Source organism: Bellilinea sp. (assembly GCF_034432615.1).
GTDB lineage: Bacteria > Chloroflexota > Anaerolineae > Anaerolineales > Anaerolineaceae > Bellilinea.
In genome coordinates, this window is sequence record NZ_DAOUBL010000389.1 from 1 (window position 1) to 12,487 (window position 12,487).

The following is a 12,487-nucleotide window of genomic DNA, read 5'->3' on the forward strand; positions in this document are numbered from 1 at the left end:
GCCGAAAGGGCGATGTAATCGAGATGGGCAGGATCATCCAGCGGAAGCAGGTTCACCTTGCGGTGAGGGGCAAGCTGGGCGCAATCCACCATGATTTGAGCGCCGGCATGATGGGCTTTTTCGGCCAGGCGGTGGATCGGGTTAATATAGCCGGTTACATTGCTGGCGCCGCTGACGGCTACCAGGGCAATGCTGCCGCGATACTTTTCAAGCAGTTCGTCGAAATGGGTTTCATCCAGTCGTCCATCCGGCAACAGGCGGACGTGCACCACATTTGCAACCGCCCGCCATGGTAAATCATTGGAGTGGTGTTCCATCTGGCTGATCAGGACGATGTTGCGCTGTTCGGAAAACGGAAAGCGCCGGGCAAGTTTGTTGATGGCTTCGGTGGTGTTCTTACCGAAGATGCACAGATGAGTCTGGCTATCTGCTCCGACAAAATCAAGCAGAAGAGAGCGGGCGGATTCGTAAGCGTGGGTGGAAAGCTGACTCTTGAAACCGGTGCCGCGGTGGACACTGGCGTAGTAAGTCAGGAACTGGTTGACGGTATCCTTAACGTGGAGCAGGGCGGGGGTGGAAGCAGCGTTATCCAGATTCACATAAGGGAGGGTTGCGCCGCTCAGGGTCGGCACAGGTGTGTCCATCCCGCAAAAAAGGGTACGAAAATCAGAAGGATTTGTTTTCATGGCCTCCTCGTGGGATTGTAAGGTTAACAGTTTTGTCAAACCACTTGCAAAATGGTGAGAAAACCGCTATACTAGTGGTAGATTTTGGTAGAAAGTGGGTTAAGGTGGTAGGAAGCGCCGGAAGCACCGGCGTTCCGCTGTTAAAAGGAGAATTGGAACAAATGTTCTTAGGCCAGTTTGAGCACTCCATAGATGAGAAAGGTCGGATGGTGATACCCAGCCGCTACCGCGACTTGCTTGAACTGGGTGGGGCATATGTGACGCTCGGCTTTGATCAAAATTTGATGGTCTTGACAGCTTCCTCCTTTAAAGAGATTGCAGAAAATACCCGCAAAGTCAGTCTTACTGATGAAGATGCCCGTGACCTCAAGCGCTGGATCTTTGCCAACGCCGTTTGGGTAGAGGTGGACCGCATCGGGCGTGTCCTCATTCCGCAGCACCTGCGCGATAAAGCCCGCTTGAATACGGCCGTCGTCGTTGTGGGAGCGGGTGATTATTTTGAGATCTGGGCAGCCGAACTGTGGAACCAGCGCGTGAAACAGATTGAAGACTCTGAGCAGGCAGCAAAACGGTTTTCATCGTTTGATATCCGCCTGTGACCGGTGGCAAAGGGATGGCCAAAGCAGAGGCAGTTCCTCACCACCAACCTGTACTTTACCATGAAATTATACACGCTTTAAAGCCGCAAAGCCCGGAGAGATACGTTGACGCGACCGTTGGCGCCGGGGGGCATGCCTGGGGGGTACTGGAAGCAAGCGCGCCGGATGGGCAGCTTTTAGCGCTGGATAGAGACCCACAGGCGCTGGCAATCGCGAGCCAGCGCCTGTCTGTATATCATCCGCGTGTGATCCTCGTCCATGCTTCCTACACTCGACTGCGGGAGGAACTGAGCCGGCTTGGATGGACACAGGTCAACGGCATTGTGTTTGATCTGGGGGTTTCCTCCATGCAACTGGATCAGGCAGAACGTGGATTTTCCTTCCTCGCCGACGGGCTGTTGGATATGCGTTTCGATCCCACCACCGGTATGAGCGCTGCTGATCTGGTCAACACCCTTTCGGAAGAGGAATTGACCGAATTGATCTGGCGTTATGGGGAAGAGCGTCATGCCCGGCGAATTGCCCGTGAAATTTGCCGTTCGCGTCCGCTGCACACCACTGTAGAACTGGCGCAAATTGTGGAGCGGGTAGTCGGCGGGCAGCGCGAGCGCATCCATCCGGCAACCCGTACTTTTCAGGCTTTGCGGATTGCGGTCAACAATGAGCTGCGTGCGCTGGAAGAAGCGCTCCCGGCGGCAGCCGAGTCGTTGGCGAGCGGCGGCAGGCTGGCGGTGATTTCCTTTCACTCTTTGGAAGACCGGATTGTCAAACAGTTCTTCCGCCGTGAAAGCAAAGACTGTATTTGCCCACCGGAGCAGCCGGTATGTACCTGCAATCACCGTGCAACCCTGCGGGAAATTACCCGCAAACCGATTCTTCCCTCTTCCGAGGAAATTGAGACGAACCCAAGAGCCCGAAGCGCAAAACTACGCGTAGCAGAAAAAATCTGAACTGGCATGACAATTGCAATCCATACCCCAAAAGAAAGAATAAATCCTTGAACGGAGCAACTTCCAAGATGAATCAGCGAATCATTCAAGCCTATCGCCAAGCCCCATGGCGCGTTCAGCTCCAGTGGATTGGTTTGTTTTTGCTGATACTGGTGGTAGGGATGCTGATTGCGGGTGTGTATGTGTATGTCAGCGGACGGGCTGCCGAAACTGGAGCGCGTATCAAAAGCCTTGAGCTGGAACGGGAGGGGCTGGCGATTCGGATTGCAGATATGCGCACCCAGCTGGCTCTCTTGAACTCCTCGCAGGTGATGCTGGAACGGGCGGAAAAACTGGGCTTTCGCCCGGCAGAGCGTGAGGATCTGGTCTATCTTCCGGTAGAAGGGATAAGCGTCCGTGAGGTGGTTTTTTTGGCTCCGCCACCGGCTGCCATTCAACGTGAAAACAAACTGCTCCGACCGGCTTATACCCAATCGCTGTGGGATTTGCTGTATCAAAGCGCTTATCAATTCATGAATACGAGAGGGGGGCAGCGTCCATGAATGGCGGTATCGGGCGGATGCGATTAATTGGAGCAGTGTTTGTACTGCTGAGTGCGGCGATTGTTTATCAGATGGTTCGCATTCAAAACAGCGAACATTCCCGCCAACTGGTGGAAATGTTTGCCAAAACTTATAACCAGCAGGTACGCGTCATCATTCCGGAACGCGGTAATATTTATGACCGCTGGGGTAATTTACTGGCAGGTAATAAGGAAGTATACGAGGTGGGCATTGCTCCACAGCAGGTGATCAACCCCGAAACGGTTGCCAGAGACCTGGCAGCGGTATTAGAAGTGGATTATTACGATACCCTTCGTAAGGCTGAATCCTATCGGAAAGAGGGCAACGAGCGTTACGAAGTCATCAAGGATTTTGTTCCGGCCGAAAAAATTCGCATGCTGGAAGAAAAGGTCAATGCTTACGAGCAGGCGGAAAAACCAAAGAAAGGGCCTGCCCCCTCGCTGGTTGGTGTATTCTGGCGTCCGCACCTTATTCGCAGTTATCCCGAAAATGAACTGGCTGCCAACGTGCTGGGTTTTTATAATTACCTGGACCGCTGGACCGGCAGGGGTATGCTGGGGCTGGAAGAGCAGTATAATAACCTGCTTGCAGGGAACAAACAGCAGGTCATCCTGCCGATGAATCCCACCGAAATCCAGGAAATTCCTGAAATTCCGCCGGGTGCAAGTTTGATTACATCGCTGGATCGGGATATTCAGGCAGCCATGGAACGGATTATTGACCAGGCCGTTGAAGCCAACGGCGCAGAGTCAGGCACATTAGTGGTGATGGATCCAAAAACGGGTGAAATTCTGGCGATGGCAACCACGCCGCACTTCAACCCCAACGAATACTGGCGGTATGGTGAGGTCTTCCCATTGGGCAGCTACTTTAACCGGGCGATCAGCCAATTGTACGAGCCCGGCTCGGTATTCAAAGTGTTGACCATGGCTGCCGCCATAGATGCCGGAGCGGTTCAGCCCGAAACACCCTTCGTGGATGTTGGTGCGATTGAAGTGGGCGGTATCTGGATTTACAACTGGGACCGCGGTGCGTGGGGTCCTCAGGACATGGTTGGTTGCATGCAACATTCTTTGAATGTGTGTCTGGCCTGGGTAGCTCAGGAATTAGGCCCTACCCAGTTTTATAAGTACTTGCAGGACTTTGGAATCGGGCGTTATACCGGCATTGATCTGGCTGGCGAGCAGGTTTATCCGCTAAGTTTGCCCGGTGATACCAACTGGTATCCGGTCAATCTGGGCACCAATTCCTTTGGACAGGGTGTGGCTGTTACCCCCATTCAGATGATTACGGCAATTGCTGCCATGGCAAACGATGGCAAAATGATGGCGCCGCATGTCGTCAAAGCCTACATTCAGGATGGCGTTCAGTATGCGGTCAATCCACGGGTGATTCGTCAGGTGGTTAAACCCGATACTGCCCGGACGATTACCGATATGCTGGCTGCTTCGCTGGAGAACGAGGCTTCTAACGCTCTGGTGGAAGGTTATCGGATTGCCGGAAAAACCGGAACGGCGGAAATCCCCGGCCCGGGTGGTTATACCAGTATGACCAATGCCTCGTTTGTCGGGTGGGGGCCTGTAGATGATCCCAGGTTTATTGTATATGTCTGGCTGGAAAAACCGACCAGTTCGCCATGGGGTTCGGTGGTAGCAGCCCCGGTATTCAGTCAGGCGGTTGAGGAACTGGTGGTGTTGATGAAAATACCACCCGATGAGGTCAGGCAACAACTGGCAAGTCCATGAGGTGAATCGTAGATGTTAACGCTGGCGGATGTTTTCGAAGCCCTGAGTGGTGTAAGACCCCAAGCTGCCTCGCTGGTCATCAGTGAGGCTGCAATCGATTCTCGCCAGCTGATACCGGGCTCAATGTTTGTGGCGCTGAAGGGTGAACGCAGCGATGGTCATGACTATTTGGGCGCAGCGTTTGAACGGGGTGCGCACCTTGCGTTGATTCAGAGAGAGGTGGTGGTTGACCGGCCGGTAGTGGATTTACGCACCCTGGATTTCAGCGAGGGTTGGGAGTTGCCCGACCCGCCGTTTTGTATTCGGGTTGAAGACACCCTGCAAAGCCTGCAAAAGCTGGCGGCTTACTGGCGGCGCAAGCATGACCTGCGCGTGATTGGCATCACCGGTTCGGTGGGTAAAACGACCACCAAAGAACTGATTACCGAGGTTTTAACCCAGCGTTACCGCGTTTTGAAAACACAGGGAAATTTGAATAACGAAATCGGACTGCCGCTTACTTTGCTGCGATTGACGGCAGCCCATCAGGCGGCTGTTTTGGAAATGGGTTTTTATGTGCCCGGGGAAATTGCCTTTTTGTGTGAAATTGCCCAACCACAGGTGGGGGTGATTACCAGTATTGGCACCGTCCACGCTGAACGGGCCGGATCTCAGGAGATGATTGCCAGAGGCAAATCGGAGCTGGTGCAGGCATTACCGCCGGCGCCTGGCGGTGTGGCAGTTTTGAACTGGGATGACCCGTGGGTGCGTTGGATGGCAGACAAAACCCGTGCGCAGCTGTTTACCTATGGTTTGGATGCTCAAACTGATCTGTCGGCCGACCAGATTGAAGGACTGGGGTTGAAGGGGATTCGCTTCCGCCTGCATTTTCGGAATGAAATGATTCATTTGCGGGTTCCCATTATTGGACGGCACTCGGTGCATACCATCCTCCGGGCGGTGGCAGTTGGTCTGATTTCGGGGGTCAGCTGGCAGGAAATACTCTATGCCTTGCAGCACAGTCAATCTCAATTGAGGATGGTGACGGTCAATTTGAGTAACGGAGCAATGATTCTGGACGATTCCTACAACGCCGCGCCCGAATCAACCCTGGCGGCTTTGAATTTATTATCCGAGATGAATGGCAGAAAAATTGCTGTGCTGGGGGATATGCTGGAGCTGGGGATTTACGAGCAGCAAGGCCATGAAAAGGTAGGGGTTCGGGCGGCAGAAGTAGCCGATACGCTCATTACTGTTGGAAAACTGGGGCGAATCATTGCCGAATCGGCTCACCAAGCCGGTCTGCCTTCCTCGAAAATCCACATCACCGATGGGGTGGAACAGGCAACCGACTTGCTGCGCGGTATATTGCGCGAGGGAGATGTGGCTTTGGTCAAGGGTTCGCACGGCTTGCGCATGGATCGCATCGCAGCTGCCCTGGAGGTCGAATCATGAGAGAAACATCCCTTGCGCTGGCGCTTAGCGGTTTGAGTTTTATGCTGGCCATCATCTGGGGTTCGCCGTTGCTGCGGGTGCTGCGCCATTTTCGAATTGGGAAAATCATCCGTGTTGAGGAACCGGATCGCCACTTCACTAAGATGGGCACGCCGACGATGGGCGGGGTGATGATTTTGCTACCGGTCATGTTATTGACCATCCTGTTGAATGCCGCCTCGTTGATTGGGGTAACGGTGCTTGGCCGGTCGGTTTTGCTGCCGCTTCTGGTACTGTTCTGCTATGCCGTACTGGGTGCTCTGGATGACTGGGAAGGTATCCGTGGCCCGCGGCGTGGTTTGGGAATGCGGGCACGCACCAAGTTTATCGTTCAGTTAATTCTAGCCTTGGGAATTGCCTTTGGGTTGAAATATGTTCTGGAAGTGCCGGAGATGTTCTGGCCTGGCTTTGAAGAACCGATTTCATTAGGCGTCTTTTACATCCCAATTGCAGCTTTCATCATTGTTGGAATGTCAAATGCCGTCAATTTTACCGATGGGCTGGATGGTCTTGCCGGCCTGATTTCCGCAACAGCCTTTGCAGCCTACGGCGGAATTGCCCTGCTGCAGGATCAGGTCTTTCTGGCGCGCTTTTGTTTTACGCTGGTGGGTGCCATCTTCGGCTTTTTATGGTTCAACGTCCATCCGGCTGAATTGTTCATGGGAGATACCGGTTCGCTTTCCATTGGGGCTACGCTGGCAGTGGTGGCATTGATGACCGGTCAGTGGTTGTTACTGCCGATAATCGCCATCATCCCGGTCAGCGAGGCGTTGAGTGTGGTCATTCAAATTCTGTATTTCAAAGCCACAAAGGGAAAACGCTTTTTTAGAATGGCCCCATTGCATTATCACTTTGAACTGGGCGGCTGGAGTGAAACGCAGGTTGTGCAGCGTTTCTGGCTGGTGAGTCTTTTATTTGCCATGTTGGGTGTGGCGCTGGCGGTGGTGTGATCATGAAGAACTGGCGGAATTTACGCGCGTTAGTGATTGGGGCAGCCCGGCAGGGACTGGCGCTCGGCCGTTACCTGGCCAGGCGCGGCGCGCGCGTGATTTTGAACGATCAACGCAGTGATGACCAGTTACAGGCTGAAAAAGATGCTATGCAGGGATTTGAAATCGAATGGCGTACGGGAGGGCATCCGCTGGAATTGCTGGACGGTGTGGATGTGGTTTTTGTTTCGGGCGGCGTTCCGCTGGAACTGCCGTTGCTGGTAGAGGCAGTGCGGCGCGGCATTCCGCTTTCCAATGATTCGCAATTATTCCTGGAACAGGTAATTTGCCCGGTAATCGGAATCACCGGCTCAGCCGGCAAGACTACCACTACCGCGCTGGTCGGGCGGATGGCGCAGGCGGATGTTCGACCGCCCAACAAAGCCTGGGTGGGCGGCAATATCGGGAACCCGCTGATCGAATTTCTGGAAGAAATTAAGCCGGATGACCGGGTGGTGTTGGAACTTTCCAGTTTCCAATTGGAATTGATGAGTGTTTCTCCACATGTGGCGGCTGTATTAAACATAACCCCCAATCACCTTGACCGGCATAAGACCATGGAATCTTATGTGGCTGCGAAAGCTCACATCATTGATTTTCAAAAAAGCGGGGACATTGCCATTCTAAATCGTGAGGACAATCGCTCATGGGGATTGCGTGATCGGGTTAAAGGGAGATTGATTACCTTTGGAGTTGAGCGTCCATCACAAAAATTAGATGGTACTTTTTTGGAAGAGGGTCAAATTTACTGGCAGTGCAATGGTGATTTGGTAATTCTGCTCTCTGCCAGCGAGATTCTGCTGCGCGGTGAGCATAACCTCTTGAATGTGCTGGCGGCCTGCGCAATTGCGATGGCAGCCGGTTTTTCGCCAGATTCCATTCGCGAGGGAGTACGTGGTTTTCGGGGTGTGGCTCACCGCCTTGAGCATGTTCGCACCTGGCGGGGAGTGGAATGGTATAACGACTCGATTGCCACCGCGCCGGAACGTGTTCGGGCTGCCCTGCGTGCCTTCAATGAACCCATTGTCCTGCTGCTGGGTGGACGGGACAAACACCTGCCGTGGGACGAACTGGCTGCCGATATCCGCCGGCGGGTAGATCATGTAGTGGTGTTTGGGGAAGCCGCCGAGAAAATTCAGCAGGCGATTGGAACACCGTCCTTCGGTGAACGGCCTTTTACCATTACCCGCTGTGATCGGTTGGAAGAAGCAATTCAGGCGGCGGCCGATGTGGCAGAGGCCGGCGATGTGGTGCTGCTCTCTCCGGGCTGCACCAGTTTTGACGCATTCAAAGACTTTGAGGAAAGAGGGGAGGTATACCGTTTATGGGTGAACAGACTGCCATGAATTCCAGAATCGCTTCACCACTGGGTGAAAGCTCCGTTCGTCCGATCCGGCTGGGGATTGATGTGCCATTGGTGCTGGCCGTGATGTTTCTGCTGGGTTTTGGCATTTTGATGGTCTATTCGGCTTCGTGGCAGCCTTCCATGCTGGCCGAAAAACCGGTCACCTACTTTTTCCTCAACCAGTTGCGCTGGGTGTTCGTCGGGATAGGGGCTGCGCTGTTCTTTATGTACGTGGATTACCGCCGCTGGAAAAAGTGGCTGGTACCAATGGTTTTGGTGATGATCGTTTTACTGGTGTGGGTCGCTTTCTTTGGGGAAGTGCGTTTCAACTCTCGCCGCACCCTGTTCAATGGTTCGGTGCAGCCCTCGGAACTGGCCAAACTGGTCATTATCATTTACCTTGCCTTCTGGCTGCAATCCAAACAGGAGGTGCTGAACAATATCCATTTTGGACTTATTCCGATGATCACGATTCTAGGGTTAACCGCCGGGTTCATCATGTTGCAGCCTGACCTGAGTGCAACCCTGACTATTCTGGTGCTGGGTGGTTTGATGTTTTTCCTGGCGGGGGTGGACTGGAGGCAAATCATCTTGATTCTGATTTTGGTAGGGGGAATCGGAGCATTCTTTTTGCTTGTTTCGGATACCGGCCGGGTTCGATTTGAACAGTATCTGGTGGCGTTGCAGGACCCGGTCAATGCCCACGATCACATCAAGCGGTCAATTGAATCGATTGTACGCGGTGGTTTTTTCGGTGTCGGAATTGGTAAAGGATCATCAAAATTTGCTCTGCCGGTATCGCACACCGATTCGATTTTTGCCGTGATTGCAGAAGAAACCGGTCTGCTGGGTGCGGGCGTGGTGGTGTTGACCTATATGGTGCTGATGTGGCGGGGCATGAGCATTGCCCGCAAGGCTTTGGATATGCAGGGACGCCTGCTGGCTGCCGGTTTGACTTTTTGGATTACACTGGAGGCCATTTTGAATATGGGAGTCATGGTCAGTGTATTCCCCTTTGCCGGTAATGCTTTACCGTTGATCAGCGCCGGCGGATCGAACCTGACCATGACCATGGCGGCAGTTGGTCTTATTCTCTCGGTTGGCAGGGTAGCCAATCACAAAAAAAACGAAGAAGAAGGGAGAGCATTTAGTGCGGTTGTTAATTTGCGCCGGGGGAACGGGCGGCGGGGTGTATCCCGCGCTTACCGTTCTTCACACACTCGGAGATGATGCCAACCCCGTTTTGTGGATCGGAGGGGAGGACGGCATGGAGAAGGATCTGGTGACTCGCCAGCAAATCCCCTTCCGTGGCATTCCTGCGGCCGGTGTACATGGTGTAGGGCTGCGGGCTTTGCCGGGCAACCTGCTGCGACTGGCAAAAGGTACGCTTGCCTCTCGCAAGATTTTGCGCGAATTTCAACCGGATGTTCTGTTCTTCACCGGGGGATATGTGGCTGTCCCAATGGCATTGATGGGAATTCCACGAAACAGTCTGCTGTATGTACCGGATATTGAACCGGGGTTGGCTTTGAAAACCCTGGCGCGCTTTGCCGACTGCATTGCAGTCACAGCGGAAGAATCCCGCTCGTTTTTCCCCGCCTCGAAACGCATCGTGGTCACCGGTTACCCGCTCCGACCGGAAATTTTGAAATGGAATCGCTCCCGCGGCAGGGAGTGGTTTGGCATTGCAGAAGATGAAAAGGTTTTGCTTGTGTTCGGAGGCAGCAAGGGGGCGCACAGTATCAATCAGGCAGTGTAGTCAGTGCTGGAAGGTCTCCTTACGAACCTGCATGTCATTCATGTTACCGGGCAGGCTGACTGGCCCTTGGTGGATGCCTGCCGGAATCAATTGCCGGGGGAATGGCTTTCTCGCTATCACGTATTCCCCTACTTACATGAGGAGATGGGTGCTGCCCTGGCAGCAGCAGACCTGGCAGTGTGCCGTGCCGGAGCTTCGACTCTGGGTGAATTGCCTCATTTCGGCTTGCCGGCAATTTTGGTGCCCTATCCCTATGCCTGGCGTTATCAGAAGGTTAATGCAGATTATCTTGCCTCACGCGGGGCAGCAGTCGTAGTGGAAAATGATCGCCTGGCCGATGAGCTGTTACCGACCGTTTCTCAACTGATGGGTGATGAAAATCAAATGAAGGCGATGCGCAAGGCGATGCTTGACCTCGCTCAACCGCACGCGGCGGAAAAAATTGCGGACTTGCTGCGGGAACTGGCACAATCTCCCGCGCAGAAAGGCAGGTTGACCACATGGTGAGCCTTAATGTCGTCTTCTGGCTGCTGGTCATTTTGTTTGCCCTGGTAGGCGGAGTGCGTGGCTGGGCGCGCGAGCTTCTGGTGACCTTTGCGGTGGTGCTGGCGATGTTCATTGTCACCGTATTGGAGCGTTTTGTGCCGTTCATCCGAATCTTGCGGGAAAATGCCCCGGACACCCTTTTCTGGATGCGGGCAATTGTGCTGCTTTCGCTGGTTTTCTTTGGTTATCAAACTCCCAATCTACCCCGTATTGCTCAGACCGGTAAGTTTGCACGCGAACGATTGCAGGATATTCTTTTGGGTTTCTTCCTGGGCGCTGTCAACGGTTTTATGGTGTGGGGAACATTGTGGTGGTTCCTCCACAATGCCAATTATCCATTTCCAATTATTACTGCTCCCGATCCGAACACGGTCATGGGACAGGAAGCCTTACGCCTAATCAAACTTTTGCCGCCCGAGTGGCTGATGGCAGAAACCGGTACGCCGATTATCTACTTTGCAGTAGCCATTGCATTTGTCTTTGTTCTGGTGGTGTTTATCTGATGAAACATGTGCATCTTGTTGGGATTGGTGGTAGCGGCCTTTCGGCAATAGCCCTCTTCTTGAAAGAGAAGGGCTATCGGGTGACGGGGTCTGACCGGGTACTTTCTCCCTTGGCGGCGCAACTTGTCAGCGAAGGTATTACGGTCTATGCCGGGCATGATGCTGCCAATGTGCGCGGTGCAGATGTGGTGATTCGTTCTTCGGCAGTGCCAGTCGAGAATCCGGAAGTTCAAGCAGCGCTGGCTGCGGGAATACCGGTGCTCAAGAGGCAGGAATTTTTAGAGCAACTGAGTGGGGAGCAAAAGGTGCTTGCAATAGCCGGGACGCATGGCAAGACAACCACCACCGCCATGCTGGCATGGGTTTTAACCCGTTTGAATCATGATCCATCCTACCTGATTGGCGGGGTTTCAAAAAATCTCAAGCGCAATGCCCATGCTGGAAGCGGTAACTGGTTTGTGATCGAAGCGGATGAATATGACAATATGTTCCTTGGCTTGAAGCCGGACATGATCATCCTGACTACGGTGGAACATGATCACCCGGATTGTTTCCCCACCTTGGAAAGTTATTTGAGTGCCTTTGCTCAATTTATCGGGCGGTTGAAACCCGGTGGTGTGGTGATTGCCAACGCTGACAACCCAGCCGCTGCCGATTTGGCGGAGAAATTTCGTCAACGCGGTGGATCAGGCATAACCTATGCCCTTCAGGCATCAGCCGAAGTGCGCGCCAGCCTGATGGGTGTCAACCAGAGCGGAGGTTTTGATTTTGAGGTCACGTTAGCGGCAGAAAACCTGCCGCCTGCCACTGTGCGGGTCGGTTTGCAGGTGCCGGGCAGCCATAATGTGATGAATGCCACTGCAGTAGTGGCGGCCTGCCACTGGCTGGGAATCTCCCTGTACGAGGCAGCCCAGGCCTTGGCAGAATTCAGCGGTACGGGCAGAAGATTTGATGTGTTGGGAGAAGCATATGGTGTCATTGTGGTGGATGATTACGCTCATCACCCGACTGAAGTGAATGCTACCCTTTCGGCTGCAAAAATGCGTTATCCACAGCGGCGCATTTGGGCAGTATGGCAGCCGCACACCTATTCCAGAACATTGACATTGATGGATGGCTTCACCCGTGCATTTCAAATGGCGGATGAGGTGGTGGTAACCGAAGTGTATGCCGCGCGGGAAAGAGATGAGGGTTTTTCTGCCGCGCAAGTGGTAGCCCGTATGGCTCATCCATCCGTCAGATTTATTCCGACCTCACCCAGCCACCCGATACCGGTACTGACCGGCCCAACGGCAACCGGCAAAACCGAATTGGCCCTGCGCTTGGGGC

At 53.7% G+C, this 12,487-nt stretch carries 13 protein-coding genes; 12 read left to right on the forward strand and 1 reads right to left on the reverse strand.

Features of this window, described 5'->3' with window-relative positions; genetic code table 11:
- Window positions 1-686: aminotransferase class V-fold PLP-dependent enzyme (locus tag VAE48_RS16990; RefSeq protein WP_322794526.1), on the reverse strand; the 686-nt coding region annotated here is incomplete at its 3' end.
- 32 nt (window positions 687-718) lie between these two features.
- On the opposite strand from VAE48_RS16990, the gene mraZ reads away from it, so the two are divergent.
- The 12 genes from mraZ to murC all read left to right on the forward strand — a co-directional run.
- Entirely contained in the window at window positions 719-1,285 is a 567-nt protein-coding gene (mraZ, locus tag VAE48_RS16995; RefSeq protein WP_322794527.1) for a division/cell wall cluster transcriptional repressor MraZ, read from the forward strand.
- 14 nt (window positions 1,286-1,299) lie between these two features.
- On the forward strand, window positions 1,300-2,235 hold the full coding sequence (gene rsmH / locus VAE48_RS17000) for a 16S rRNA (cytosine(1402)-N(4))-methyltransferase RsmH (RefSeq protein WP_322794528.1): 936 nt from the start codon (window positions 1,300-1,302) through the stop codon (window positions 2,233-2,235).
- 68 nt (window positions 2,236-2,303) lie between these two features.
- Window positions 2,304-2,777: a hypothetical protein gene (locus VAE48_RS17005; RefSeq protein WP_322794529.1), complete on the forward strand. Its 474-nt coding sequence runs from the start codon at window positions 2,304-2,306 to the stop codon at window positions 2,775-2,777.
- The gene (locus VAE48_RS17010; RefSeq protein WP_322794530.1) at window positions 2,774-4,543 is read left to right on the forward strand and encodes a penicillin-binding protein 2; all 1,770 of its coding nucleotides are present in this window, start codon (window positions 2,774-2,776) and stop codon (window positions 4,541-4,543) included. Before VAE48_RS17005 ends, VAE48_RS17010 begins: the two co-directional genes overlap by 4 nt.
- A gap of 12 nt (window positions 4,544-4,555) precedes the next feature.
- Entirely contained in the window at window positions 4,556-5,977 is a 1,422-nt protein-coding gene (locus VAE48_RS17015) for a UDP-N-acetylmuramoyl-tripeptide--D-alanyl-D-alanine ligase (RefSeq protein ID WP_322794531.1), read from the forward strand.
- Window positions 5,974-6,966 (forward strand): phospho-N-acetylmuramoyl-pentapeptide-transferase, encoded by a 993-nt coding sequence (mraY, locus tag VAE48_RS17020; protein ID WP_322794532.1) that lies wholly within the window; start codon window positions 5,974-5,976, stop codon window positions 6,964-6,966. Before VAE48_RS17015 ends, mraY begins: the two co-directional genes overlap by 4 nt.
- A 2-nt stretch (window positions 6,967-6,968) precedes the next feature.
- Window positions 6,969-8,351 (forward strand): UDP-N-acetylmuramoyl-L-alanine--D-glutamate ligase, encoded by a 1,383-nt coding sequence (gene murD, locus VAE48_RS17025; protein ID WP_322794533.1) that lies wholly within the window; start codon window positions 6,969-6,971, stop codon window positions 8,349-8,351.
- On the forward strand, window positions 8,330-9,580 hold the full coding sequence (locus VAE48_RS17030; RefSeq protein ID WP_322794534.1) for a putative peptidoglycan glycosyltransferase FtsW: 1,251 nt from the start codon (window positions 8,330-8,332) through the stop codon (window positions 9,578-9,580). Before murD ends, VAE48_RS17030 begins: the two co-directional genes overlap by 22 nt.
- Window positions 9,540-10,109: a UDP-N-acetylglucosamine--N-acetylmuramyl-(pentapeptide) pyrophosphoryl-undecaprenol N-acetylglucosamine transferase gene (locus VAE48_RS17035; RefSeq protein WP_322794538.1), complete on the forward strand. Its 570-nt coding sequence runs from the start codon at window positions 9,540-9,542 to the stop codon at window positions 10,107-10,109. The genes VAE48_RS17030 and VAE48_RS17035 overlap by 41 nt, the downstream gene beginning before the upstream one ends.
- Window positions 10,110-10,112: 3 nt before the next feature.
- Window positions 10,113-10,616 carry a UDP-N-acetylglucosamine--N-acetylmuramyl-(pentapeptide) pyrophosphoryl-undecaprenol N-acetylglucosamine transferase gene (locus VAE48_RS17040; protein WP_322794535.1) on the forward strand — a complete coding sequence of 168 codons (504 nt, stop codon included), beginning with the start codon at window positions 10,113-10,115 and terminating at the stop codon, window positions 10,614-10,616.
- Window positions 10,610-11,158 carry a hypothetical protein gene (locus tag VAE48_RS17045; protein WP_322794536.1) on the forward strand — a complete coding sequence of 183 codons (549 nt, stop codon included), beginning with the start codon at window positions 10,610-10,612 and terminating at the stop codon, window positions 11,156-11,158. The genes VAE48_RS17040 and VAE48_RS17045 overlap by 7 nt, the downstream gene beginning before the upstream one ends.
- The coding region (gene murC / locus VAE48_RS17050) for a UDP-N-acetylmuramate--L-alanine ligase (protein ID WP_322794537.1) at window positions 11,158-12,487 on the forward strand (1,330 nt) is incomplete at its 3' end. The genes VAE48_RS17045 and murC, both read left to right, overlap by 1 nt.

Coding starts and splice junctions, on each gene's coding strand:
- VAE48_RS17010 (WP_322794530.1), top strand. CDS start 2,774: ATGAATGGCGGTATCGGGCGGATGCGATTAATTGGAGCAGTGTTTGTA.
- VAE48_RS17045 (WP_322794536.1), top strand. CDS start 10,610: ATGGTGAGCCTTAATGTCGTCTTCTGGCTGCTGGTCATTTTGTTTGCC.
- VAE48_RS17005 (WP_322794529.1), top strand. CDS start 2,304: ATGAATCAGCGAATCATTCAAGCCTATCGCCAAGCCCCATGGCGCGTT.
- VAE48_RS17015 (WP_322794531.1), top strand. CDS start 4,556: ATGTTAACGCTGGCGGATGTTTTCGAAGCCCTGAGTGGTGTAAGACCC.
- mraY (WP_322794532.1), top strand. CDS start 5,974: ATGAGAGAAACATCCCTTGCGCTGGCGCTTAGCGGTTTGAGTTTTATG.
- murD (WP_322794533.1), top strand. CDS start 6,969: ATGAAGAACTGGCGGAATTTACGCGCGTTAGTGATTGGGGCAGCCCGG.
- VAE48_RS17030 (WP_322794534.1), top strand. CDS start 8,330: ATGGGTGAACAGACTGCCATGAATTCCAGAATCGCTTCACCACTGGGT.
- rsmH (WP_322794528.1), top strand. CDS start 1,300: ATGGCCAAAGCAGAGGCAGTTCCTCACCACCAACCTGTACTTTACCAT.